General features: G+C 29.5%; 29 protein-coding genes and 1 pseudogene. 24 read left to right on the top strand and 6 right to left on the bottom strand.

What is annotated here, in order from left to right; genetic code table 11:
* Window positions 1–35 precede the first annotated feature (35 nt).
* The 4 genes and pseudogenes from ACIJYB_RS02085 to ACIJYB_RS02100 all read left to right on the top strand — a co-directional run bounded on the left by ACIJYB_RS02085 (window position 36) and on the right by ACIJYB_RS02100 (window position 5810).
* Window positions 36–2466: pseudogene (locus ACIJYB_RS02085) on the top strand (GcvT family protein).
* Window positions 2466–3215 (top strand): electron transfer flavoprotein subunit beta/FixA family protein, encoded by a 750-nt coding sequence (locus tag ACIJYB_RS02090; RefSeq protein ID WP_435151795.1) that lies wholly within the window; start codon window positions 2466–2468, stop codon window positions 3213–3215. Before ACIJYB_RS02085 ends, ACIJYB_RS02090 begins: the two are co-directional and overlap by 1 nt.
* Window positions 3215–4168 carry an electron transfer flavoprotein subunit alpha/FixB family protein gene (locus ACIJYB_RS02095; protein ID WP_435151797.1) on the top strand — a complete coding sequence of 318 codons (954 nt, stop codon included), beginning with the start codon at window positions 3215–3217 and terminating at the stop codon, window positions 4166–4168. The genes ACIJYB_RS02090 and ACIJYB_RS02095 overlap by 1 nt, the downstream gene beginning before the upstream one ends.
* Window positions 4169–4190: 22 nt before the next feature.
* Window positions 4191–5810, top strand: a complete 1620-nt coding sequence (locus ACIJYB_RS02100) for an electron transfer flavoprotein-ubiquinone oxidoreductase (RefSeq protein WP_435151799.1) — start codon at window positions 4191–4193, stop codon at window positions 5808–5810.
* 1 nt (window position 5811) lies between these two features.
* Here the strand turns inward: ACIJYB_RS02100 and ACIJYB_RS02105 are convergent, their stop codons facing one another.
* The 3 genes from ACIJYB_RS02105 to hisI are packed head-to-tail and all read right to left on the bottom strand — an operon-like array spanning window position 5812 to window position 7286.
* Window positions 5812–6195 carry a DUF2237 family protein gene (locus ACIJYB_RS02105; RefSeq protein ID WP_435151802.1) on the bottom strand — a complete coding sequence of 128 codons (384 nt, stop codon included), beginning with the start codon at window positions 6193–6195 and terminating at the stop codon, window positions 5812–5814.
* Window positions 6188–6817, bottom strand: a complete 630-nt coding sequence (locus tag ACIJYB_RS02110) for a putative 2OG-Fe(II) oxygenase (RefSeq protein ID WP_435151805.1) — start codon at window positions 6815–6817, stop codon at window positions 6188–6190. The genes ACIJYB_RS02105 and ACIJYB_RS02110 overlap by 8 nt, the downstream gene beginning before the upstream one ends.
* A 1-nt stretch (window position 6818) precedes the next feature.
* Window positions 6819–7286, bottom strand: coding sequence for a phosphoribosyl-AMP cyclohydrolase (gene hisI / locus ACIJYB_RS02115; protein WP_435151808.1), 468 nt, complete (start codon window positions 7284–7286; stop codon window positions 6819–6821).
* Between the two features lie 76 nt (window positions 7287–7362).
* On the opposite strand from hisI, the gene folE reads away from it, so the two are divergent.
* The 9 genes from folE (at window position 7363) to ACIJYB_RS02160 (ending at window position 14984) form a co-directional block, all read left to right on the top strand.
* Entirely contained in the window at window positions 7363–7980 is a 618-nt protein-coding gene (folE, locus tag ACIJYB_RS02120; RefSeq protein ID WP_435086681.1) for a GTP cyclohydrolase I FolE, read from the top strand.
* A gap of 1 nt (window position 7981) precedes the next feature.
* Window positions 7982–8983, top strand: coding sequence for an oxidoreductase (locus ACIJYB_RS02125; protein WP_435151810.1), 1002 nt, complete (start codon window positions 7982–7984; stop codon window positions 8981–8983).
* The gene (locus ACIJYB_RS02130; protein ID WP_435151813.1) at window positions 8983–9870 is read left to right on the top strand and encodes a LysR family transcriptional regulator; all 888 of its coding nucleotides are present in this window, start codon (window positions 8983–8985) and stop codon (window positions 9868–9870) included. The genes ACIJYB_RS02125 and ACIJYB_RS02130 overlap by 1 nt, the downstream gene beginning before the upstream one ends.
* Window positions 9871–10000: 130 nt before the next feature.
* The gene (locus tag ACIJYB_RS02135) at window positions 10001–11020 is read left to right on the top strand and encodes an extracellular solute-binding protein (RefSeq protein ID WP_435151815.1); all 1020 of its coding nucleotides are present in this window, start codon (window positions 10001–10003) and stop codon (window positions 11018–11020) included.
* 3 nt (window positions 11021–11023) lie between these two features.
* Window positions 11024–11194, top strand: coding sequence for a hypothetical protein (locus ACIJYB_RS02140; protein WP_435151818.1), 171 nt, complete (start codon window positions 11024–11026; stop codon window positions 11192–11194).
* A gap of 75 nt (window positions 11195–11269) precedes the next feature.
* Window positions 11270–12889 (top strand): ABC transporter permease, encoded by a 1620-nt coding sequence (locus ACIJYB_RS02145; protein WP_435151821.1) that lies wholly within the window; start codon window positions 11270–11272, stop codon window positions 12887–12889.
* 7 nt (window positions 12890–12896) lie between these two features.
* Window positions 12897–13955 (top strand): ABC transporter ATP-binding protein, encoded by a 1059-nt coding sequence (locus ACIJYB_RS02150; protein WP_435151824.1) that lies wholly within the window; start codon window positions 12897–12899, stop codon window positions 13953–13955.
* Between the two features lie 17 nt (window positions 13956–13972).
* A complete protein-coding gene (locus tag ACIJYB_RS02155) occupies window positions 13973–14671 on the top strand; it encodes an AzlC family ABC transporter permease (protein ID WP_435151827.1) in 699 nt (232 codons plus the stop codon).
* A complete protein-coding gene (locus ACIJYB_RS02160) occupies window positions 14664–14984 on the top strand; it encodes an AzlD domain-containing protein (protein WP_435086691.1) in 321 nt (106 codons plus the stop codon). The genes ACIJYB_RS02155 and ACIJYB_RS02160 overlap by 8 nt, the downstream gene beginning before the upstream one ends.
* Here ACIJYB_RS02160 and ACIJYB_RS02165 read toward each other — a convergent pair.
* Window positions 14977–15660, bottom strand: coding sequence for an MBL fold metallo-hydrolase (locus ACIJYB_RS02165; protein WP_435151829.1), 684 nt, complete (start codon window positions 15658–15660; stop codon window positions 14977–14979). The genes ACIJYB_RS02160 and ACIJYB_RS02165 overlap by 8 nt on opposite strands.
* A gap of 22 nt (window positions 15661–15682) precedes the next feature.
* Between ACIJYB_RS02165 and ACIJYB_RS02170 the strand changes: the two genes are divergently transcribed.
* The 5 genes from ACIJYB_RS02170 to ACIJYB_RS02190 are packed head-to-tail and all read left to right on the top strand — an operon-like array spanning window position 15683 to window position 20170.
* On the top strand, window positions 15683–16120 hold the full coding sequence (locus ACIJYB_RS02170; RefSeq protein WP_435151831.1) for a DUF4396 domain-containing protein: 438 nt from the start codon (window positions 15683–15685) through the stop codon (window positions 16118–16120).
* 27 nt (window positions 16121–16147) lie between these two features.
* On the top strand, window positions 16148–17347 hold the full coding sequence (locus tag ACIJYB_RS02175; protein WP_435151834.1) for an MFS transporter: 1200 nt from the start codon (window positions 16148–16150) through the stop codon (window positions 17345–17347).
* Complete coding sequence (locus ACIJYB_RS02180) at window positions 17322–18038, top strand: class I SAM-dependent methyltransferase (protein WP_435151837.1); 717 nt, start codon at window positions 17322–17324, stop codon at window positions 18036–18038. The genes ACIJYB_RS02175 and ACIJYB_RS02180 overlap by 26 nt, the downstream gene beginning before the upstream one ends.
* A complete protein-coding gene (locus ACIJYB_RS02185; protein WP_435151840.1) occupies window positions 18031–19494 on the top strand; it encodes a DUF294 nucleotidyltransferase-like domain-containing protein in 1464 nt (487 codons plus the stop codon). Before ACIJYB_RS02180 ends, ACIJYB_RS02185 begins: the two co-directional genes overlap by 8 nt.
* Complete coding sequence (locus ACIJYB_RS02190) at window positions 19478–20170, top strand: 3'-5' exonuclease (protein ID WP_435114423.1); 693 nt, start codon at window positions 19478–19480, stop codon at window positions 20168–20170. The genes ACIJYB_RS02185 and ACIJYB_RS02190 overlap by 17 nt, the downstream gene beginning before the upstream one ends.
* Here ACIJYB_RS02190 and ACIJYB_RS02195 read toward each other — a convergent pair whose 3' ends face one another.
* The gene (locus tag ACIJYB_RS02195; protein ID WP_435151842.1) at window positions 20171–20713 is read right to left on the bottom strand and encodes a cytochrome b; all 543 of its coding nucleotides are present in this window, start codon (window positions 20711–20713) and stop codon (window positions 20171–20173) included.
* Between ACIJYB_RS02195 and ACIJYB_RS02200 the strand changes: the two genes are divergently transcribed.
* The 4 genes from ACIJYB_RS02200 to ACIJYB_RS02215 all read left to right on the top strand — a co-directional run bounded on the left by ACIJYB_RS02200 (window position 20693) and on the right by ACIJYB_RS02215 (window position 23125).
* Window positions 20693–21160, top strand: a complete 468-nt coding sequence (locus ACIJYB_RS02200; RefSeq protein WP_435151844.1) for a cytochrome c — start codon at window positions 20693–20695, stop codon at window positions 21158–21160. The two genes, ACIJYB_RS02195 and ACIJYB_RS02200, sit on opposite strands and share 21 nt — an antisense overlap.
* A gap of 16 nt (window positions 21161–21176) precedes the next feature.
* Window positions 21177–21701, top strand: a complete 525-nt coding sequence (locus ACIJYB_RS02205; RefSeq protein WP_435151846.1) for a hypothetical protein — start codon at window positions 21177–21179, stop codon at window positions 21699–21701.
* Between the two features lie 356 nt (window positions 21702–22057).
* Window positions 22058–22237, top strand: a complete 180-nt coding sequence (locus tag ACIJYB_RS02210) for a hypothetical protein (protein WP_435086711.1) — start codon at window positions 22058–22060, stop codon at window positions 22235–22237.
* A gap of 18 nt (window positions 22238–22255) precedes the next feature.
* Window positions 22256–23125, top strand: coding sequence for an NAD(P)-dependent oxidoreductase (locus ACIJYB_RS02215; protein WP_435151849.1), 870 nt, complete (start codon window positions 22256–22258; stop codon window positions 23123–23125).
* A 2-nt stretch (window positions 23126–23127) separates the two neighbouring features.
* Here ACIJYB_RS02215 and ACIJYB_RS02220 read toward each other — a convergent pair whose 3' ends face one another.
* Window positions 23128–24231, bottom strand: coding sequence for a TauD/TfdA family dioxygenase (locus ACIJYB_RS02220; protein ID WP_435151852.1), 1104 nt, complete (start codon window positions 24229–24231; stop codon window positions 23128–23130).
* A 66-nt stretch (window positions 24232–24297) separates the two neighbouring features.
* Between ACIJYB_RS02220 and ACIJYB_RS02225 the strand changes: the two genes are divergently transcribed.
* Both ACIJYB_RS02225 and ACIJYB_RS02230 read left to right on the top strand, forming a co-directional pair.
* Entirely contained in the window at window positions 24298–25104 is an 807-nt protein-coding gene (locus ACIJYB_RS02225; protein WP_435151855.1) for an inositol monophosphatase family protein, read from the top strand.
* Entirely contained in the window at window positions 25101–25664 is a 564-nt protein-coding gene (locus ACIJYB_RS02230; RefSeq protein WP_435151857.1) for a DUF924 family protein, read from the top strand. Before ACIJYB_RS02225 ends, ACIJYB_RS02230 begins: the two co-directional genes overlap by 4 nt.
* Window position 25665: the final 1 nt, after the last annotated feature.

Consider the following 25665-nt stretch of genomic DNA (forward strand, 5'->3'; position numbering starts at 1 on the left):
TTTCGTTATTTCAAAAAATTTAGTAGGAATTGCGAATGAAAACAAAAACTAAAGTTGTAGTAGTTGGCGGTGGAGTAGTAGGCGTTAGTGCTCTTTACCATTTAGCAAAAAAAGGTTGGTCAGATGTTGTTCTTGTTGAACGAAAAGAATTAACTTCAGGATCTACTTGGCATGCAGCAGGACTATTACCTTTATTTAATATGAGTTACTCAGTTGGACAACTTCATAAATATGCTGTTGATCTTTACAAAAAATTAGAAGAAGAAACTGGAAAAAATGTTGGCTTTAGTATTGTATCAAATATTCGTTTAGCAAGTACCAAAGATAGAATGGATGAGTATCATCAGTACGCTGGTGTTGCCCAAACTATTGGTGTTGATGTTAAATTTTTAACACCAGATCAAGTAAAAGAAATTTGGCCTTTATGTCATACAGATGATTTAGTTGGTGCAATTCAACACCCAGAAGATGGATATATTCAGCCTGCTGATTTGACTCAAGCAATGGCAACTGGTGCAAGAAATATGGGTGCCGAAATTTATAGAAACACAAGTGTACTTTCAATGAAACAAACTAAAGATGGTTGGGTTGTTGAAACTGACAAAGGTTCTATAGAGTGTGAACATATTATTTCTTGTTCAGGAAACTTTGCAAGACAAACTGGTAAAATGGTTGGGTTAGATATTCCTGTTATTCCAGTTGAACATCAATACATTGTAACTGAACCACATCCTGAAATTCAAAAAAGAAAAAAAGATGGCTTACCAGAAATGGGAGTTCTAAGAGATAGTGATAATAGATGGTACATGAGAGAAGAAGCAGGTGGATTAATTTTAGGTCCATACGAAGATGGTGCACCAGCCTGTTATGTTAATGGTCCATCAAAAGATTCAGAGTATGAATTGTTTCAAGAAGATTTAGATAGATTAGCACCACACATTGAAGGTGCGATACACCGTGTTCCTGCGTTTGGAGAGGTTGGTGTTAAAAAAGTTTATAACGGTGCAATTTGTTATACGCCGGATGGTAATCCAATAGTCGGACCTGCATGGGGATTAAAAAACTTTTGGATTAACGAAGGACATAGTTTTGGAATTACTGCTGCAGGTGGAGCAGGATGGCAACTAGCAGAATGGATTGTAGATGGTGAACCAACCATTGATATGCTTGGTGTTGAACCTAGACGTTATGGAGATTATGCGACCAAATCTTATTTAAAAGCTAAAAATGAAGAAGCATATAGTCATGTATTTATTACACACTACCCAGATGAAGAAAGACCAGCCGCGAGACCTTTAAGAACATCACCTTGTTATGAAAAGATGAAAGATTTAGGCGCAGTTTTTGGTCAAAAATTTGGTTGGGAAAGACCTAATTTTTTTGCGACAGATGGTATGGAACAAAAAGATGATTGGTCGTTTAGAAGATCAAAGTGGTTTGAGGCTATTAAAAAAGAATGTCAAAATGTAAAAGATAATGTCGGCCTTTTAGATATGACAGCGTTTGCAAAATGTAGAATTAAAGGTCCAAAAGCTGAGGAATTTTTAGATCATTTAGTAGCAAATAAATTACCAAAAAAAATTGGAAGAATTGGTTTATGCCATGCTCTTAATACCAAAGGTGGTGTTCATTCAGAGTTTACAATTATGAGAGAGTTCTGAAAATAGTTTCTATTTAGTATCTGCTGGTGCAAACTTAAGATTGGATCATGATTGGATTAAAAAATGGATGCCAGATGAAGGCGTTACATTTGAGAATTTGACTAACAGCACAGGAGTGCTTGTTGTTGCGGGCCCTAAATCAAGAGAGTTGCTACAAAAAGTATCTACTGATGATTTTTCAAATGAGAATTTTAAATGGTTAACTGCACAAAATATTGATGTTGGATATGCTCCTGTTAATGCCATGAGAGTGAACTTCGTTGGTGAGCTAGGTTGGGAGCTTCATCACCCAATTGAATATCAAAATCATATTTTTGATAAGTTAATGGAAGCTGGAAAAAATTTAGGTATTAAACCTTTTGGCATAAGAGCAATGAATAGCTTAAGACTAGAAAAATCATATAAACTAGTTGGTACTGAACTTTCAATAGAGTATTCACCGTACGAGTCTGGGTTAGATAGATTTGTTCACCCTAACAAAGGTAGTTTTATAGGATTAGAGGCTCTTAATAAATGGAGAGAAAAAGGTTTTGATAACAAGCTTATTACTCTTGAAATTCATAACACTAAAGATGCTGATGTTTTAGGGAATAACCCAATTTACAAAGATAACAAAGTTGTTGGAAGAGCAACAGGTGGTGAATTTGGTTTTAGATTAGATAAATCAATTGCTCTTGCTATGGTTAAACCAGAGCATGCAAATGTGGGCGACAAATTACAAGTTGATATTTTAGGTGAAATGTATGAGGCTACTGTTTTAGAAGAGAGTCCATACGATTCTGAAAATAATTTATTGAGAGCTTAATGAAAATTTTAGTCGCTGTTAAAAGAGTTATTGATTACAATGTTCAAATAAGAGTTAAAGAAGATGGCACAGGTATTGTCACTGACAATGTTAAGATGTCAACAAATCCACCAGATGACAATGCAATCGAAGAGGCGGTAAAGATTAAAGAAAGTGGAAAAGCAACAGAAGTAATTGCTGTAACTGTTGGTGAAGAAAAAGCTCAGGAAACTGTTAGAAAAGCTTTAGCAGTTGGAGCTGATAGAGGAATTCATGTTAAAGCAGAGGGTATAATAGAACCCATTGCCGTTTCAAAAATCTTACAAAAAATTGTTGAGAAAGAAAAGCCAGATCTAGTGTTTATGGGCAAACAAGCAATTGATGATGATTGCAATCAAACAGGACAAATGTTGAGTTCTTTATTAGATTGGCCTCAAGCAACTTTCGCTTCAAAAATTGAAGTTAAAGATGGAAAATTAGAAGTTGTTAGAGAAATTGATGAAGGTTTAGAAACCATTGAAATTAATACTCCTGCAATCGTTACATGTGATCTAAGATTAAATGAACCAAGATATGCTTCATTACCAAATATAATGAAAGCAAAGAAAAAACCAATTGAACAAATGAGTGCATCAGATCTAGGTGTTGATACAGCACCTAAAATACAACAAATTAAAGTTGAGGAACCACCTAAGCGTAAAGCTGGAATTAAAGTCTCAAGTGTTGCTGAATTAGTTCAAAAATTAAAAAACGAGGCAAAAGTAATATAATGTCAGTATTATTAATAGCAGAGCATAACAATAAAGAGCTTAAATCTTTTACTTTGAATGCTGTTACAGCAGCATCTCAAATTGATAGTGATGTTCACGCATTAGTTATTGGAAGTAACTGTGGCGATGCTGCTAAAGCTGCCTCAGAATTACCTTTAGTTAAAAAAGTGATCACAGCAGAAGCTGCTCACTATGAAAATTTTTTAGCAGAAAATTTTGCTCCAGTAGTTACAAAACTTGCAGATAATTATTCGCATATAGTTTGTTCTGCAAATACATTTGGTAAGAACTTAATGCCAAGAATAGCTGCCAAATTAAATACATCGCAGGTTAGTGATATTATTAAAGTAGAGTCTCAAGACACTTTTGTTAGACCTATTTATGCGGGAAATGCTTTTGCAACAGTTAAAAGTACTGATGCTAAAAAGTGTATTACTATTAGACCAACATCTTTTGAACCATGTGAAAGCTCTGGTGGTTCAGCACCAATTGAAACTGCTGAAGCAGGAGAGGAATTTTTGTTAACAAAATTCATTAAAAGAGAAGAAATCAAATCAGATAGACCTGAACTTGGTACAGCAAGAATAGTAGTATCAGGTGGAAGAGGGATGCAAAGTGGAGATAACTTTAAATTGATTACTTCTATTGCAGACAAATTAAATGCAGCAATAGGTGCTTCAAGAGCAGCGGTTGATGCTGGCTATATTAGTAATGACCACCAAGTTGGACAAACAGGTAAAGTTGTTGTACCAGATTTATATATTGCTGTCGGGATTTCAGGAGCTATTCAACATTTAGCAGGAATGAAAGAAAGCAAGGTGATTGTTGCAATTAATAAAGATGGAGAAGCTCCAATTTTTAGTGTTGCAGATTATGGTTTAGAAGCAGATCTATTTGAAGCTTTGCCACAGTTCTTAGAAGAACTAAACAAATTAAACACTATACAAAAATAATTCTTAAAGATAAAAATATCATATGGCTAGAGAGTCGATGGAATATGATGTTGTAATAATTGGTGGAGGTCCTTCTGGATTATCTACAGCAATCAAGCTGAAACAACTTGATCCAAACTTAAATGTTTGTTTATTAGAGAAAGCATCAGAGATTGGTGCGCATATTTTAAGTGGGAATGTTTTTGAAACACGAGCATTAGATGAACTTTTACCAAATTGGAAAGAACTTAACGCTCCAATTAAAACTAAAGTTTCAAAAGAAAAATTTTTATTTTTAGGTAAAACTAAATCACTAAGTTGGCCAACATGGTTACTTCCTAAGGTTCAACAAAATCATAACAACTATATCATTAGTTTAGCAAATTTATGCAGATGGCTTGCAGAACAAGCTGAAGGTTTAGGAGTTGAAATATTTCCAGGATTTCCAGCGAGTGAAATTTTATATAACGAAGATGGCTCTGTTAAGGGTGTTGCCACTCAAGATATGGGTATTGATAAAGAAGGAAATCAGAAAGATAGTTTCGAACCTGGTATAGAATTGTTGGGAAAAGTAACTGTATTTGCCGAAGGTTGCAGAGGTCACTTAGGAAAACAATTAATTGAAAAATTTAATCTCTCAAAAGATAAGGATCCCCAACAGTATGGAATTGGTTTTAAAGAAATTTGGGAAATAGAAGATAAAAATCATGAAGAGGGAATGGTTATGCATACTGCAGGATGGCCATTAGATAACAATACTTATGGCGGAAGCTTCATGTATCACGCAGAAAATAAGCAAGTATTTTTAGGATATGTTATTGGTTTAGACTATAAAAACCCACACCTTTCTCCATATGATGAATTTCAACGATTTAAAACCCATTCATCAATTAAAAAAATAATTGAAGGGGGGAAAAGAATTTCTTATGGTGCTCGTGCATTAATTGAAGGAGGCCTTCAAAGTTTACCCCAAATGTTTATGCCAGGGGCATTACTGGTTGGATGTGATGCTGGAACATTAAATATGCCAAAAATTAAAGGTTCTCACACAGCTATGAAAAGTGGAATGATTGCTGCTGAAACAATATTTGAAAGTATTAAAGAAAATAAAAATTTATCAATTTATGAAGAAAAGTTTAAAAAGAGCTGGGTTTATGAAGAATTACATATGGCACGTAATGTAAAACCTAGTTTTAGTTGGGGTTTAATACTTGGAATAATATTTACTGGAATTGATCAAATTTTATTTAAAGGAAAATTACCTTTTACTTTAAAACACAAGCATGCAGATCATGAAACTTTAAAACCTGCAAATGAGATGCCTAAAATAGAATACCCAAAATATGATAATATTATTACCTTTGATAAGACAAGCTCTGTTTATCTAACAGGTACAAATCATGCTGACAATCAACCAATTCATTTAAAACTTAAAGACCCCAATTTACCAATTAGTTATACTCTGGAAAAATTTGACGAGCCTGCTCAAAGATATTGTCCAGCAGGTGTTTATGAAGTTCAAAAAGAAAATGATCAAAATAAATTTGTAATTAATTCACAAAATTGTATTCACTGTAAAACTTGCGATATTAAAGAACCATCTCAAAATATCACTTGGGTTACTCCAGAGGGTAGTGGTGGACCTAAATATGGAAATATGTAATTTAAGATAAATCTATTGCAAACTTTTTTAAAGTTTCAATAGGTACGTGTTTAAGAGTATTTTTATGAGTTCTTTTCAAAAATACTGGACATCCTTTGCCAGCTTCAACGGCTTTAGCGTACCAGCTTGCACAAACACACCATCCATCACCATCTTTTAAACCGGGGAATCCAAATTCAGGATGAGGTGTTATTAAATCATTACCTGCCACTTTTAACCATTCTAAAAATTCAGTTGTAACTTTTGCACAAACAGTATGAACACCATGATCATTTTCATCTGTATTACAACAGCCATCACGATACCACCCTGTTAATGGGTTATTAGAGCACTCTTCTAGATCTTCACCTAGTACATTCTTTTGAAGTTTAATATTTTTATGCATAAACATTGTGAATTTCATCATCAATAAATGCATTAAATGAAATAGACCGTCTTTCTTCATCATTACCCTTAAAAGGATAAACACTATGCATCATATAATTAGGAAAAAAATAAAAATCACCTACTACTGGTTTAATATTAAAAGTTGATGCGGATAAAAATTGTCTTGATCCATGTATCAATTCCAAATTACCACCATGATAGGTTTTTGAACCTTTGTCTTGCACGTAATTTCCAAAGTCTTTGGGAACTTTTAAAAATCCAGCACCTGATACATGACCATTATGCCAATGAATAGGGTTATATTCGTTTTTAAATTGTCTAACAACCCATGAGTCAATTATCTCAAATTTTTTTATTTGTTTATTTGAATCTATTTTTATCCACTCTTGAACACATTTACCTAAAAAATTTGCCCACCCACATTTAATTGCAAAATCTTGTTCTAATAAAAATTCTTGTGTAACATCACCTACTAATTTTTTACCGTGGTTAAGTAATTCTTTTTTTTTCTGATCTTCAATGATTTGATCAGTATAAGTGTTTAATTCAATAACAATTTCATTTGGAATTTTAACTTTAAGAATCGAAGGACCAAAAGGCTTTATAAATTTAAGTTCCATTTTATATTTTGGTTGGATTGGGTTGACCTTTATAAACTTCTTCAGGATCAAATTTTTTTTCTTTTTCTAAAAATTTCATTTCTATTTTTCGACCGTTATCAATCGGCCCCATTGGAATAGATCTATAAAAACATGATCTATATCCCACATGACAACTTGCTCCATCACCTATATCAACAGTCATCCATATAGAATCTTGATCATCATCTATTCTTAGTTCAGTTACTTTTTGTGTAAATCCACTTGTTTTACCTTTATGCCAGATAGTCTTTCTAGACCTACTAAAATAATGAGCTTCTTTAGTTTCGATGGTTTTCTTGAAGGCTTCAACGTTCATATAACCATGCATTAATACATCTTTAGTTTTAGAACACATGGTAATTACAGGAATAAGACCATCATTATCAAATTTAGGAGATAGTAGATTTCCTTCTTCTATATCTAGGACATTTTCTCTTTTTTTGAACATATGCATTGATTATTTAGCATAAATCTCGATATATTAAATATTTTAAAATTAAGTAATTACTGTATAAAAAGGCGCTATGAAATTAGTAAAAGATGCTGACAACAAAAATTTAGAAACTAATAAAGTTTCCGACAAAGAAGCTGAGGATGCTTTTAAAACTATATTAGCTTGGATGGGTGAAGATCCAAGTCGTGAAGGTTTATTGGAAACACCAAAAAGAGTTGTTAAAGCCTATAAAGAATATTTTGCTGGCTATAAAGAAGATCCAAATAAAATTTTAGATAAAACATTTGGAGATGTCGATGGATATGATGATATGGTTGTTCAAAAAAATATCTCTGTTCAAAGTCATTGTGAACATCATATGGCACCAATTATTGGTAAAGCTCATGTTGCTTATATTCCAAAAGAAAGAGTTGTTGGATTAAGTAAGCTTGCAAGAGTAGTTGAAGTTTTTTCAAAAAGACTTCAAACGCAAGAGAGATTAACAATGCAAATTGCAAAAACATTAATGGAGTCTTTAGATGCTAAGGGTGTTGCTGTAACAATTGACTCAACCCACCAATGTATGACAATGAGAGGCATTAAAAAAGAGCAAGCATCTACAGTTACAAATTATTATCTAGGTCAATTTAAAGACGATCTAAGTTATCAAAATAGATATTTAAGATTCATTAGTATTACAAAAGATTAAAGTGTCAGATCAATTCAAAGCATTAATCATCAATCAAGAGGGTGAAAGCTTTACAAGAGAAGTTAAATTAATTGATAAAAGTTTTCTAAAACATGGAGATGTAACTGTTAAAGTTGATTATTCGTGTTTAAATTATAAAGACGCGCTAATTTTAAAAAATGGTGCAAAGTTAGTTAAAGAGTTTCCTCATATACCAGGTATTGATTTTTCAGGAACAGTTGTTGAAAGTACAAATGATAAATTTAAAAAAGATGATGAAGTAATTTTAACTGGTTGGAGAGTAGGAGAAATTTATTATGGTGGCTTTTCACAATACGCAAAAGTAAGTGGAGATTTTTTGGTTAAAAAACCAAAAAACCTATCTTCAAAACAATCAATGATTATGGGTACAGCAGGTTTGACTGCTTTACTTTGTTGTTTTGCAATTAAAGCAAGAGAAGAATTATTATTAGGTGAAAAAGTAAAAGATGTATTAGTTACTGGTGCTTCAGGCGGTGTTGGAAGTATCGCAGTGATGATCCTATCAAAGTTTGGTTATGATGTAACAGCGGTAACAGGAAAAAAATCAAACGAAGATTATTTAAAATCAATAGGTGCAAAAACAGTTGTAAATAAAGAAGATTTTGACAAAGAACCTAGACCACTAGATAAAGGTTTATGGGATGGAGTAGTTGATACAGTAGGTGGAAAAATTTTAGCTAATACATTGGCTCAAACAAGAGATAACGGAATTGTTGCTGCATGTGGTAATGCATCTGATTATAAATTAAACACAACAGTAATGCCATTTATAATTCGTGGAGTGAAATTATGGGGCATAAATTCAGTCACTGCATCAATTAAAAGAAGAGAATTTGTTTGGAGTGAAGTTTCAAATGTAATTGATTTTGATAAACTTGAGAAGTCTATTAAAATAATTGGCTTGAATGAATTAACAGATATTTATTCTAAAATGCTAAAAGGAGAAACGTCAGGTAGATATTTGGTTGATGTAAATAAATAATGGATTGGGACAAATTAAAAATTTTTCATGCTGTGGCTGAAGCAGGAAGTTTTACTAATGCAACTGTAAATCTCAATCTAAGTCAATCAGCAATAAGCAGACAAATTCAATCACTTGAGCAAGATTTAAAAGTACAATTGTTCGAAAGACATGCAAGGGGATTAACTCTTACTGAAAATGGCGAATATGTATTTAAGACTGCTCACGAAGTAATCAGTAAATTAAAAGAAGTTGAAACATCTTTAGGGGACCAAAAAAATAAACCAACTGGAAAACTAACAATTACAACTGTAAGAAGTTTTGGAACACACTGGTTAACACCCAGAATTCAAGAATTTATGAGATTAAACCTTGAAATCGAAATTGAATTAATATTCGATGACAAAGAATTAGATTTAAGTACTCGTCAAGCAGATATTGGTATTTTTATGAGAAGACCAAAACAATTAAATTATATTCAAAAAAAATTAGTTGATATTAAATATTATATTTATGGATCTAACAAATATTTAGAAAAATTTGGAATGCCAAAAACTATTGCTGATTTAAATAAACATAATTTTATTTCATTTGGAAAAGGAGCACCTTCCCCTGTTTACAATCCTGATTGGGCATTAAAACTGGGAATGCATGATGGAAAAAAAAGAAAAACAGTTATGAAAGTAAATAGTGTTATGGGTTTACTTTTAGCTGTAAAGTCTGGAGTAGGGTTAGCTGCTTTACCAGAATATTTAGTATCGAGTTCAACTAATGTTATAAAGGTTTTACCTAAATCTGAAGGACCAATTACGGAAGCTCATTTCGTATATCCTCAATCATTAAAAAACACTGCTAGAGTTCAGGCATTTAGAAATTTCTTATTTAGCAAAATAGGCGACTGGAAATAATAGTTCCTAAAAGTACCTCTTATTCTTAATATTTAATACTTTACAACTGCGTCAATATATGCGATTGATAATCATTCGCATTGAGAATAGTTCTCAACTGAAAATAATTAAGGGTAAAGAAAAGGATAAAATGAAAAAAATAAGTTTATTAGCATTAACTCTAGTTTTCTTTGCCAATTTAGGTTTTGCGGCTGAAGTTAATGTATTTAGCGCAAGACATTACGACTCTGATATTCAGCTATACAAAAAATTTACTGCAAAAACAGGTATTAAAGTAAATGTTGTATCAGGAAAAGATAAAGCTCTTCAAAAAAGAATTACTGAAGAGGGAACAGACTCTAAAGCTGATATTTATATTACTGCAGATGCTGGAAGACTAGGTGCATTCGATGCAAAAGGGATGTTTCAAAATTCAATGACTCCATTAATAAAAGCCTCAGTTCCAAAAAACTTTAGATCGAAAAATTGGACAGGAATAGCTAAGAGAGCAAGAATTATGTATTATTCTCCTGTAAGAGTTAACGCTAACGAATTAAATGGAATGACTTATGAAGGTCTTGCCGATCCTAAATGGAAAGGAAGAGTTGTAATAAGAAAATCAAATAACATTTACAATCAATCTTTAGTTGCGTCATTGGTTAGAAATAATGGAGAGAAAAAAACTTGTGAATGGGCAAAAGGTGTTGTCACTAATATGGCAAGAGACTCTAAAGGTAATGATAGAGCTCAAATTTTAGCAGTAGCAGCTGGAGAAGCAGATTTAGCAGTAGCAAATACTTATTATCTAGCTTTAATGTTATCTGGTAAAAAAGGAGCTGAACAGCAAGCAGCAGCTAAAAAAGTATTACCTTTCTTTCCTAATCAAGGAGATAGAGGAACACATATGAATATTAGCGGTGGCGGAGTTCTTAAAAATTCTCCAAATCCAGATAATGCAAAAAAACTTCTTGAGTTTTTATTAACAAAAGAAGCACAAGAACATATAGTCAATAATACATTTGAATACCCAATGATTGATGGTGTTGAACCACATGAATTAGTTAAGCAAATGGGCTTGGGATTTAAACAGGATTTAAATACTAAAGTAGTTAATTACGGAAAAAACAAAGCAAAAGCTTTAGAGTGTATGCTTGCTGCAAAGTGGAAATAATTAATGACAAAAAGGAATTCATTAAATTTTGATTATAATAAATCTTCTAGGGCATGTGATCCGTGTTTCTCAGAGTGTAAAAAAATTGAAAAAAAAATGAATAATAGAAAATTAACAGAGATAAAATGTGATGAGATTGATCAATTCATAAACATTTTTGATAAAAAAGATTAATTTTCAAAGAGTGAACATAATTTAATAGTCCTTACCCTTCTATTGATTATGTTCACTTAACATTAAAGGGTAAGAATGGTTTTAAGAAAAATAAATATTTGGTATTTCAGTTCTTTTTTAATTTCAATTGCTGTAGCAATACCAATTGTTACTGTATTTTCTAGCTTTTTTGAGAGTACTAGTGAGTATTCTAGTATTATTAAAAATACTTTTCTTTCTGAATACATCTTTAACTCTCTATTACTTTTATTAGGTGTTTTATTTTTAACATTTGTAATTGGAGTATTGGGGGCTTATTTAGTCTCTTTTTATTCTTTTCCAGGATCAAATTTTTTCAAATGGGCTTTAATTTTATCTTTTGCAGTACCTGCATATATCTACGCGTATTCTTTAACAGCTTTTTTTGAAAATTACGGTACTGCCTTTACAATATTAAAAAATATATTTGGTGAAGGTGACTACAATTCTTCAATACCAAAATTTGATGGAATGATTGGTGCAATAATCTCAATTTCATTTTCGTTATTTGGCTATGTATATGTTTTAACAAGAGCTTCATTTCACTATCAATCACAAAATTTAATAGAGCTTGGAAAAAACCTTGGTTTTAGTAAACAAAAGTCATTTATGAAAATTATTTTACCATCAGCACGGCCTGCAATTGTGGCTGGATTGTCACTGGTTGCTATGGAAACTTTATCTGATTTTGGTTCAGTGTCATTTTTTGGAATTTCAACCCTCACAACCGGAATTTATAATGCATGGATTTCGTTTGATGATCTTGTATTAGCCAATCAATTATCTTTTTATCTTTTAATTTTTATACTTGGATTGTTTATTTTAGAAAATTTATCTAGAAAAAAAGCACAATATCATTCGCCAAGTAAAGGTGGATTTAAAAAAAAATCTTTAACAAACTTGTATGGTTTAAAAGCTTGGCTTGCTTTTTTATTTTGTTTTTTTGTTTTTTTTATAAGCTTTTTATTTCCTGTGTCCCAAATGCTTTATTGGACAATTATTTTTCCAAAGCATTTAGTAGATTTAAATTTAGTTGAATTATTTTTTAACACGATAATTCTAGTTTTATTATCGAGTATAGTTTTAATTGGATTTGCTTTTATTTCTAATTATGGAAACAGACTTTCTCGAAGTAAATTTTTGGAAATATTGACTACCTTTTCAATATCTGGTTATGCTATTCCGGGAATTATACTGGCTGTTGCATTTATCACTTTTATTTCTTGGCTTGATAGCAGTATTATTAATTTGTTTGAAATTAAAAATGTAAAATCTATTTTTATTGGCTCTATTTTAGGTTTGATTGTTGTTTATTTTGTAAGATTTTTTTCTTTAGCAAGTAATGGATTAAAATCTGGTTATTTAAAGATAAATTATTCTATTGATGAAAGTGCATACCTTTTAGGTTACTCAAAATTCAAAACTTTTAAAAATATTCATATTCCTTATTTAAAAAATAGCATCATGTTGATTGGTATATTGATTGCTATAGAGATCATTAAAGAGTTACCTATAACATTAATAATGAGACCATTTAATTTTGAAACTTTTGCCACTCAAGCCTACATATATGCCTCTCAAGATTTATTAGAAGCTGCAGCAGCACCTTCATTATTTCTTATTCTTATTGCAAGTTTCTTTATTTTAATTACATCTAGATATATTCTTAAGGATTAAATCTTATATGCCAAAAAATTTTTTAGAAATTGACAATGTTACATTCGCAGCAAGTGCAAAAAGTAAAGTTAACAATGTTTCTTTAACCATAGAAAATGAAGGAGATATTGTTTGTCTTTTAGGTCCATCTGGAATTGGAAAAACAACAATTTTAAGAACTATTGCCGGATTGGAAAAAATTCAATCGGGAAAGATTTCGTTAAAAAATAAGATCATTTCATCCAAAGATATTCATGTTGAACCAGAAAATAGAAATATTTCTTTAGCGTTTCAAGATAACTCTCTTTTTCCTCATTACAATGTCCTTGAAAATATTCAATTTGGTGCTGAAAGAAATAAAAAAAAGAAAAAAGATTTAACTATTAAAGAGGTCATTGAATTTCTTCATCTAGACCATGTTAAAGAAAAATTTCCCCATCAAATTAGTTCTGGTGAAGCCCAAAGAGCTGCGTTAGCTAGAGCGTTACTTTCTAAACCAGATTTACTTTTATTAGATGAGCCGTTATCAAATGTTGATCAAAGTTTTAAAGAAGAGATTCAAGTTAAATTAAAACAAGTTTTAACTGATTTGAAAATCACAACAATAATAGTAACCCACAACTCTTACGAAGCATTTTATCTTGGAAGTAAATGTGGAATAATTTTAGATAGTCAACTCAAACAATATGATGATCCTTATAATGTTTACCATTTTCCAAATTCTGTAGAAGTTGTTAATTTTTTGAATAGAGGAATTTTAATCCCTGCAAAAGTAACAGGTGAAAATAGTTTAGAAAGTGATGATCTAGGAACTATTAATGGAAATTTTACAAAACGTTACCCAAAGGGATCAGATGTTCAATTATTATTACAGCCAGAAGATCTTGAGCATGATGATCAAAGTAATTTAAAGCTAGAGGTTGTAGATAGAAAATTTCGCGGCACTAACTTTATTTATACATTAAAAACTAATAGTGATTTGCTTATCCCAGTCTTTGTTCATTCCCATCATATGCATCAACATGAAATTGATGAAAAATTTGGTATCAAAAGACCAATAAATATTGATCATATTGTTTGTTTTTAATACATATCGTTAATTAAATGAGCAATAGATCTAAAATTTTCTTTAAAGGTGTGGCAGACGTAAGTCCATTAATGATACCTGTTGTACCATTTGGAATAATATTTGGAGTTTTGGCTATAGATCTTGGTTTATCGCCCATAACAATAATCGCTATGTCGATTATAATTTTTGGTGGTGCATCACAAATAATTTTTTTACAGCTTTTTTCAGCAGGTGCCTCTTCATTAATAATATTAAGTTCTGTTGGGGCAGTAAATTCAAGACATTTACTATATGGAGCTGTTTTGTCAGAGCACATGTCGGGTTTTAAAATGACTTGGAAAATAATAATTTCATATTTTTTAGTCGACCAAGCGTTTGCAGTAACAAATTCTTATTTAAAAAAAAGCACAGACAAAGATAAAGCATTTCACTCATTTGGTGCGGGGGCAACATGTTGGGTAATTTGGCAAATAACTACAATTATCGGAATATTTTTGGGTTCAATAATACCTGAAAAACTTGGATTAAGTTTTGCAGTCCCTTTAACATTTTTAGCTCTCATAGTTGATGATTTAAGAAAATTGATAAATGTAATCGTGATTATTATTTCTGGTCTGATTGCAACACTTGGTTATGAAATTATACCTTTTAAAGCTTATGTAATAGTCGCAGCAATAAGTGGTTTGATAATTGCAACAATTCTAACAAAACTTAAAGGATCAAATAATGGTTGAGTGGTCTTTAATAATTTACTGTGGTTTAATCACTTTCTTTTCAAGGTATTTAATGATCGCAATACTCAAAAAAGAAATGTTTACAGATAGAATTCGTGAAGTTTTATCGTATGTGCCATCAGCAATTTTTCCAGCAATTATTTTTCCAGCTATTTTTTTGGATGCAACTGGAGATATTTTAATAGAAAATAATCCAAAAATTTTTGCATCAATTATTGCAATTACAATTGGACTTGTAAGTAAAAATGTTTTAGCAACAATTTTTTCTGGATTAATTTCTTACTGGTTTTTAATTTTTGTTATATTTAATTAATACCTAGAAGAATATTTCTATTAACATTACTATCCATCATATCTGGTTTGGTTAGATTTAGGTTTGACATAATTTCAATATATTCATCAACGTTCTTAACTTGTAATCTTGGATTAAACTTTTTTTCATTACCAATTGTGCTTACTTTTTTACCATTGTAATCATGACCTGGATAAAGAAGTGTATCTTCCGGTAATTTTAAAAGTTTATCAAAAATTGAATGATAAGAGTCCCTTGAGTTTCCATTTTGAAAATCAGTCCTACCAGTTCCGTTAATTAAAAGTGCATCACCTGAGAAAAGATGATTATCTAACAAAAAACTATAACTTTCTGATGTATGTCCTGGGGTGTAGATAGATTTAATATTTAGATCATCAATATTAATCATTTCATTATCTTTTACTTTAATTTCAACCGCATCTGCAGGTGTGTGCTCCCCCATAAGTGTTGCACAATTAGTGGCTTGTTTTAATTTAGAGGCAGCAGTGACATGATCTGCATGAATATGAGTGTCAATTACTTTTACAAGTTTAAGATCTAATTCTTTTAAAAGTTGAATATATTCACTAACATTTTCGATTACTGGATCTATAATTACAGCTTCGCGACCATTTGCTGAAGCTATTAAGTAAGTATAAGTTGATGTTCTAGTGTCAAACACTTGTTTTAAAATCATAAAATATTAATATCAAATTATTATGAATACCTCCACATTTGATTGGTCATGTAGGCATACTTGGAAAACAAGTGCTAAAAATACAATGTGGTGTGTAATCGGTTGCTCGATTGGAGATTTTGGTACAATCTTTTTTTTTCAATTATCAAAAATTTCATTTCCAATCTTAGGTATAATGACTTTAGCAATCATTAATGGTTTAATTACAAGTATAATTTTAGAAACATTTATTTTGATAAAACAGAATTTTAAATTTAAAAATGCATTAAAAACTGCATTAGGTATGAGTTTTATTTCAATGATAAGTATGGAAATAACAATGAATATTACAGATTATCTTTTAACTGGTGGAGCAATGTTAACTTGGTGGGTGATACCAATCATGTTAATTATAGGTTTTTTAACACCATGGCCTTATAACTACTGGCGATTAAAAAAATTTGGAATTGCCTGTCATTAAAATTAAAAAACAACTACGAAAGAATAAATGTTTAATAAGAATTTAATTATTTTAACTATCTGCCAAGTTTTTTCTTTTACGGCACCTCCAATTACAGTTTTTATAAGCGGAATTGTTGGATTAAAAATTTCACCAATTGCATCATTAGCAACACTACCAACTTCATTATCAATCGTGGGTACAGCAGTATTTTCATTTTTTGCAGCAAAGATAATGAGTAAAATTGGAAGAAAAAAAGGGTTTATATTATCATCAACATACTCAAGCTTAGCATCATTGCTCGGAGCTTATTCAATTTATACTGAAAATTTTATTTTATTTTGTCTTTCATGTTTTTTAATTGGCACAGGGATTGCATTTACCCATCAATATAGATTTGCTGCAGCAGAAACAGTAGAAAAAAATGATAGTTCAAGAGCTATCTCAATTTTATTACTTGCAACAATTCTTTCTGCTTTAATAGGTCCTAACGTTGCAAATTTTTCAAAAAATATAATTTCAGATCATCTTTATACAGGATCTTATATTTCTTTAGCGGTATTAACTATTATACCAGTTTTTTTTTTAATTTTTTATAGAACAGATAAAAATCCAAAAACCAAAGAAAACATTAGCGCTAATCAAAGATCATATTTTGAGTTATTACAAAATCCGATTATTCTGCAGGCAATTGTTACAGCTGCTTTTGCATATTCAATAATGTCATTCATTATGACTGCTACACCAATCAGCATGTACAAGATGCATGGATTTACATTAGGTTCAACGAGTATTGTTATTCAATCGCACATAATTGGAATGTTTTTGCCATCATTAATTACAGGAACACTAATAAAAAAATATGGACATTCAACAATTATTTATTCAGGAGCTTTGATTTATCTAATTTGTATTTTCTTAAGTTTTTATGACCAAACATTTATAAATTATTTAATTGCTTTAGTTTTATTAGGCATTGGATGGAATTTTTTATTTATTGGAGGAACTAGTTTGTTAGTGCTCTGTTATAAAGAAAGTGAGAAATTTAAAGTACAAGGTTTTAACGATGTATTAGTTTTTTCCATACAATCTATTGCAAGCTTAACTGCAGGCTACTCTATTTTAAAATTTAGTTGGAATGAGATTAATTTAGCCTGTATTCCTTTAGTTTTATTGATTATTTTGATTTCAATAAGAGCAGATTTCTATAAAAAAAAACAAAATGGCATCGTTAAAAAATTGGGATAATAAAACTTGGTTGTCCTCAAAAGATTATATTAAATCTTTCAGTAAATTCTTAATTAAAAATACCAATCTTAATTCTAAATCTGAAATTTTAGATATTGGGTGTGGAAGGGGCAAAATTTCTGGCAATTTATATAATGAATTAAAGTTAATATCTAAACCTACAGGTATCGATATTGTAGACCACAAAGACAAAGATAAAAGAATTATATTTAAAAAATCAAATGGTTTAAATTTTTTAGACAAAAATAAAAAGTTTTTTGATTTAATCTTAATTAAACAAACAATTCATTTGTTGAAAATGAGAGAAATTAGAGAACTGATTAAACTTTGTAAAAAGTATCTAAAACCAAATGGTGTTATTATGGTGTTAACTTTAGATCCATACAAAAATGAAATTCCCACATTCAAATTAATGAACAGTAAACTTAAAAAATCTTTGAATAGGGATAAAAAGATAATTGCACTACTAAAGAAAAACAATAAAATTAGTAAGACAAAAAAATTTATTTATAAAGTTAAAATTTTAAAGTCAAAATACGTTCAAATGATTAACGATAGGTACATTTCAATATTATTAGAGTTTGATCTAAATCAAATTAAAAATGGAGTGAATGAAATTAATTCAAACTTTAAAAAAAAAATTATATTTAACGATAAGTTGCAATGTATAATTATATCTAGAAATGTCTAAAAGATCTAACAGTGTAGATTTGTTTACTAATAAAGTCATGAATTATATGACTGATGACTTTATCCTGGTTGAAAAAAATGAACTGGTTAAAACAACTATTGAGAAACTCAGAAAAGAAAAAAAATCAACTGTCATAATTCAAGAAAATGAAAAAATGATCGGAATAATAACTGAAAAAGATATTCTTAAAAGGGTCGCTTTTAGCGCTGATGAGAAAACAAAAGTTGATCAAGTTATGACACATCCAGTTAAATTCGTTTATGAGGATGATTTGTTATTTCATGCGGTAGGCAAAATGAGAAAATTAAATTTAAATCATCTTCCTGTTTTAGATATGAGTTTAAAAATACAGGGAATGATTGATATGAATACAGCTTTGCAAGCTGAATTAGGAGATGTGGTCAATCAAATTGACAACATGACTTATGATGAGCAAGACGTTTCAGGTTTAATTAAAATTAAACAACAACAAGTCGTTTTAGCTAACAACATGTTAGTTAGAAATGCTTATCCATGTGATATTTCATATTTATTAAGTTTTTTAAATAATGTCATCTACCGTAGGGCAATTCGATTGGCAGAAAAAAGAGTTGGGGAAAAAAATATAATAGAAAAAATTCCAGAATATTCGGTCATTGTTATGGGCTCAGGGGGGAGAATGGAAAGTTTTCTGCATCCTGATCAGGATAATGGAATAATCTATGAAAGTAACAATGAAGACCCAAAAAAATTAGATTTATATTTTAATGAACTGGCTAAGGATTTTACAAAAACTTTGGATGACTGTGGTATTCCTTTTTGTAAAGGAGACTTAATGGCAAGTAATCCATTGTGGAGAAAAAGTGTACCAGAATGGAAAAATCAAATTACTCAATTTTTAGATAATCACACCCCTCAAGATATGAGAAATATTGATATGCTTTACGATTTTAGATCTATTTATGGTAAAAAAAAACTAGCTGAAAATTTAAAGATTTATTTAAACGAAAAACTGCATGAAAAAAAATTATTAAAGTTTTTGTATTTTAGTGAAGAACAAAGTGATGCTGCAATTGGTTTTTTTGGTCAATTTATTTTAGAAAAAAATGATAAGGAAAATTTAGGATTATTAAACCTAAAACACACAGGAACACTTCCGTTGGTAGAAAGTATTAGATTATATTCAATCAAACATAAGGTTACAAAAATTTCAACATTTGAGCGATTAAATGAACTCAATAAATTAAAGGTTTTAACTGTTGATGAAGTAGATTTTTTCAAAAATGCTCATCGTTTTATGTCAAATATTTTACTTAAAAATCAAGTTGAAAGAACAAAACAAGGTTTAACAATTAAAAATTTTATTGATCCAAAAACTTTACTTGAAAGAGAAAAAAAAGTTTTAAAAATTTATCTTAAACAAATTAGAAAATTAAAACAAAGGGTAAGAGTAGATATTGGTGAAGAGTATTTTTAATAAGATTAAATATTATTTTGAAAAACAAAAGTTGTTTAATCGAGTAACACTTGAGCAATCTAATTTTGCAATTTTAGATACCGAGACAACAGGATTGAGAGTGTCTAAGGGAGATAAAGTTGTATCTGTTGCTTCTATTAAAATTAGTGAATTTAAGATCAGAGAAGATGTGATTTTAGATGAATTAGTGAATCCTCAAATAAAAATTCCAGAACAATCAACTATGATACACAACATTAAGGATGAAGATGTTAAAGACAAACCAACATTAATTGAAATAGAAGATAAAATACTAAAGTTTATTAAAAAGAGTGTTTTAGTTGGTCATAATATTGATTTTGATATTAAATTTTTAAAAAACAATGCTAAAAATACTAATCTTGCTAATCGAATGAAGGTTATTCAGCCAATTGATACAATTCATCTTACTGCAGGACTTTTCCCAGATTTAAAGAATTATGAACTAACAAGTTTATGTGAACACTTTAATATAAAAGCTGATGATCAAGTTAGACATTCTGCCCTAGGTGATTGCTGGTTAACAGCTAGATTGTTTTTGTTTCTTTTAAACAAAGCAAAAGATTTAGGAATAACAAATATTACAGGATTGATAAAACTATGTGACCGAGGGTTGAACTTGCATCATATTATAAAGAATGCAAAAAATATTCATTAGCTAAAGAATTTTTTTTAATAAATTGTCATTAAAAAATAATTTATGGATAATCACAGCCATTAAATGAATAATGATAAGAGCTATCAGTAAATAGTTTGAAAAAATATGAATATCATAAAATAATTCTCCTAATTCAAAATTATCTTGAATTTTAATTTTTTTAAAAATGATTGTGAGTGCTTCTCCATTGAATAATTTCTTAAAAATTCCTGATATTGTGATTGATACAATTGTCACATACAGAAGTATATGATTTAGCTTTGCTAGAAATTTTTGACCTTTAAAAATACTTGGTTCTAATTTTGGTGTTGGGTTAAAGATTTTATAAATTAACCTTAAAATTACCAAGTAAAATATAGATAAACCAATTATCACGTGAATATTTTCAACGCTCAATCTCTCTGGTCCAAAATCTAAATCTACCAAATAAAATCCAATAGGAATTTGAATAAAAAACAATGCAGCACTTGCCCAATGTAAAAATTTTGAAATTAAACCATACTCTGTTAGAGTATTTTTAACATGCATTTCCCAATTAAGCATATTGCAAACAATATTGGTACCTGTTTGTTTATAATTATTTTAGTATTATTAGCTTCTAATGCAAATTCTAAACAATCTGCTGAAGAAATCATCAAGGAAAGAAAAACTTTATTTAGCAAGAACTATAAAACAGCAAAAAAAGTACAATCGTTATCTTCAAGTGGAGACTTTGATCAAGCAAAAGAGTTAATGATTGAAATGAGCAAAAACTATGAAACATTATTAGGATTATTTCCTGAAAATTCAAAAGAGGGGTTTAAAACAGGATCTTTACCAGCAATATGGGAAGATAAAGACAATTTTAATGCACTGATGGCAAAATCTTCGAGTGATATGGTAAAACTGGCTTCTATTATTGAGAGTTCTGAAGACGTGAAAAGTACAATTGGTAAATTGATGTGGAGCAATTGCAAGGCATGTCATAGCAAATATCGTAAAGAGCACTAAATAAATTAAGTTAATCATGATTCCAAAAAAAGTAAAAGATCATTTAGATGAATATATAAACCAAGAAGTGTATGTTCAAATAGCAATTATTAAAGGCAAAGAGAAAGGCACAACTCACTCAGCAATAAATAAATATTTTATTAGCAATCATTTTAAAGACCTTTCTGAAGGTAGACCTTATGATCATTTTATTGAAGGGTTAAAAGACAAATGTCTTATAAAGTTAAAAGACTCACCAATGAGAAATAAAGAAACAAATGATGAAATAATTAAAGAGTTACAGCACAAGTTAAATAATTTAACTGATGATGAGCTTAATAATACTTATTGGGAAATAGAAACAGGTGAATTTTTTTCAAGTGATCAAATAAAAGAACTTGAGGATGATCGTAATAATCTTATTGAAAAATTAGATTTATCAAAAAAAGATGATGATGTTTATCAAGCTATCACTAGTTTTTGTAAAAGTTACGAAATACTTTGCCAAAAAAAATATCCTGAAGCTCCACTTCCTCTAGAAATATTGAAATCAACTAATTAATTTTTAAGGGTTCGCTCTTTAAGATATCACCTAAAGAGCTCCCTTATATAGCCTCTTTGGCTTTTAAATCCGAATGGATTTTATTTATTTTTTTTATGGATTGATTGTTCAGTTATGTATCAGGTGGTGTGAGTTTTAACATATTAACCTCCTTATTAATAAAGGTAGTTATTAATTAAAAAATTACAATTGATTTATTTGATGTTTTCAAAAATATACTTCTTGAATACAACCTAGTGCTTTAGTAGATTCTCGACTAATAAATTATTCATCTAAATTTATTAAAATAATCAATTCAAATAAAATAATTTTATATTAAAGTTTACATCATAGGAAGTTATGTATAAGATTTATGTATGAAGTATTTATGTGCATTAAAAGATTTATTAATTAGTCTTGTAATCTCAACCATAATTTTTTATGCAATTAATTTAATAGCTGGCTTTGCAGGTGCTGACTACGTATTTACTAATGGTGAAGCTTTTGTTATCTGGATATTGATGGCAATATTAGTTAATAATTGTCTTAAAAGATAAATTAAACTCTCAAAAATCATGAAAATTAGTTTTATTGGTACAGGCTTAATGGGTTTTCCTATGGCTAAAAATTTATTACAAAAAAAAATTAATTTAAAAATTTTTAATAGAACTTTAAAAAAAGCAAAACCTCTTGAAGAGTTTGGTGGAGAAGTAAAATTATCATTAGGTGAAGTTGTAAAAGATACAGATTTTGTTTTTACAATGTTGACTGATGATGATGCTGTTGAAAAAGTTTTGGGAAATTCTGAGTTTTTAAAAAATCTAAAGCCTTCTTCAACAGTTATAGATATGTCATCAATAAAACCTAAAATTGCTATTAAATATGGAAAATTATTAAAAAAAAATAATATTAATTTTTTAGATGCTCCTGTTTCAGGTGGAACCATTGGCGCTGAAGAAGGAAGCCTGGCTATTATGGTGGGAGGTGATCAAAAGGTTTATAATAGTGTTATTGATCTTTTAAAAATTATGGGTAACCCAACTCTAGTAGGAAAAATTGGAAGTGGGCAAATCTCAAAACTTGCAAATCAGATCATTGTTGGCGTCACTATTGGAGCAGTAGCAGAAGCTATAACATTATGTGAAAAAGCTGGTGTTGATGGAAACAAATTTATTAAAGCTTTGTCAGGTGGATTTGCTGATGGAAAAATTCTTCATAATCATGGAAAAAGAATGATTAAAAAAGATTTTTCACCAAAAGGAAAAGTTTCTACTCATCTTAAGGATATGAATAATATTTTAGAGTGCGCTAATGATTTTAATACTCAATTACCTATTTCAAATTTAATTCAGTCAATGTTTAAATCTTTAGTAGATAATGGTAACTCAGATGACGATCATAGTGCTCTTTATAAAGAAATTCAAAATATAAATAAATCTAGATAAATCTATAAATTATATTTTCTTTTTAGATGTCTTAATTTTCCTTCTGTACTATCATAATCAATATAGCATCCTTGTAAAAATCTATTGCCTTCTTTTGTCTCATAAGAAGTTCTACCATGAAGAAGTCGATAATTATCCATCATCATTAAATCTTTTGGTGCAAGTTTAAACTCTATTCTATATTTTTCTGAGTTATACATTTCAGATAATTTTCTTCGAGCTTTATAATATAAATCTAATCTTTCTTTATCTAACATTGGAACATAATCTAAGCGTGGACTAAATCTAACTTGCTTAAAAGTTTTATCATCATTAAGTTTAATTAATTCAGACCAATCTTCTAAAACCACATCTTTATCAATAAATTTAAATCTTACCTTCACTTCGGATAAAATTTTATAAAACTCAGGATTTTGTTTTTTTAAATCTTCTGTAACTGTAAAACCATCCACCAATGTAGATAGTCCACCTGTTACTTCACTTTCAATACAATGAAGTATTTGTATGCAGGGCACAGGATTGCGGTACGGATTGTCTGTATGAGGCGACAACTCTAAAGATGTATATGCAAGATCATTTGGATCTGTTTTTGATATAACATCGAAATATTCACCAAAATTTGTTCTTCTGACACTTCCAATCGAATTTGCAAATTTTACAATGAAATTATTATCTGTTGGTATATTTTTTATGATTACAAACCCATATTTATAAAAAGAAGTGAGCAAATCATACATTTCTTTACTATCAAAAAAATTATCCTGATATTTGAAGTTTTTAATATTTTCTAATGTTGAATTCCATTTAATTTTTGGAATTGATTTAGTTACCGTGTCATCATTAGAAAACTCTAATGCAAGCTTATCTATTTTTAATTTAGATGTAACACCATCATCAAAATTAACCTCAAGAAATTTTTCGTTAATACTTACTTTATTAATTGATATTTGACTATCCAAGGTTGTTGGATCAAACAGCCTTTGTTGAGTGCCCTTATCTAGAAATTCTTCTTCATCAACTCTTTCTCTTAACCAAAAAGGGTGTATTTCTTTTTTGATTAAACCATCGTTAAAATAAACTTTATTTTCAGCAAGTTCAATTTTCATAATTAAAATCTAGAATTATTAAAATTTTAACTTTATTCAACATAAATAAAATAGTAAGAGTTTGGTGTGGATCAATTTAATTCAAAAAACTACTCTATTTATGCTAATTTTTTAAATAAGTTAGCTAAAGATTTAACAAGATATTATTATTCTAAGTTAAACAGAACCTTTAAGGTATCTAATAAACTTAAGGGTAAAGGATATGACCCAGTAACAACTTCAGACAAAGCTTTTGAAAAATTTATAAGATCTAAAATTAATAATAAATTTTCAAATCACCAAGTAATTGGTGAAGAATTTGGTCATAAAAAATCTAAGAGTAATTTTACTTGGGTTATAGACCCAATTGATGGCACAAGGTCATTTGTTATAGGTAACCCAACTTGGAGTAATCTTATTTCTTTAAATTATAAAGATAAACCGATTTTAGGTTTAGCTAATTTCCCAGTTTTAAAAAAACACTACTTAAATTACTCTGATAAAATTGCTTATGTTTTTGAAAATGGAAAAAGAAAAAAAATATCCGTAAATAAAAAAGCTACATTTAAAGATGTTAAAGTTTCAGCAGCATTCCATGGCTGGTTATCATTAAATAAGCAAAAAAAAATCCCTAAAATTCTCAAATTAATGCAGTTTCCTTGTAGTGATGCTTTAAGTTATTCACATCTTGCTGAAGGAAGAGTTGATATCGTAATTCAATGCTCAAATAAAATTTGGGATATTCATCCGTTAATACCAATAGTTAAAGCGGCTGGTGGATATATCTCTACTTGGGATAACAAAGATGCAATTAATGCTGGAAATATATTAGTTTCATCAAATAAAGCTATTCATAATAAATTTTTAAAATTACTAAAACCAGTTTCAAAATGATTCCTAAAAAAGCACAAAAAATTTTAGATTTTTGGTTTAAGGAAACTCCTGCTGAAAAAAGATTTAAAAAGGATGAAACATTTGATCAAACAATTAAAGATAGATTTTTAGATGATTATGAGCTTGCATCACAAAATGAATATGATGATTGGCAAGATCAACCAATGAGCGCTCTAGCTTTAGTTGTTCTTTTTGATCAATTTTCAAGAAATATGTTTAGAGATGAAAAAAAGGCTTTTGACCAAGATCATAAAACTAGATTAATTGTAAATGATGCTGTCTATGCAGGGTATTTAGAAGCAATGAATGAAAGTCAGAGATTTTTTATGATCTTGCCTCTAATTCATAGCGAAGAGATTACTGATCATGATATGGCTTATTATTTACTTAATAAATATTTAAGAGAACACGAAGGCTATACACAGATTAAAAAATTTTGGCAGGACCACACAAAAGCTATTAAACAATTTCACAGATATCCTCATAGAAATAAAATTCTTGGCAGAGAGTCTACTGAAGAAGAATTAGCTTTTTTAAATGGTCCAAACTCTTCCTGGTAAC

Source organism: Candidatus Pelagibacter bacterium nBUS_44 (genome assembly GCF_051200895.1).
In the GTDB taxonomy this organism is placed as follows: Bacteria; Pseudomonadota; Alphaproteobacteria; order Pelagibacterales; family Pelagibacteraceae; genus Pelagibacter.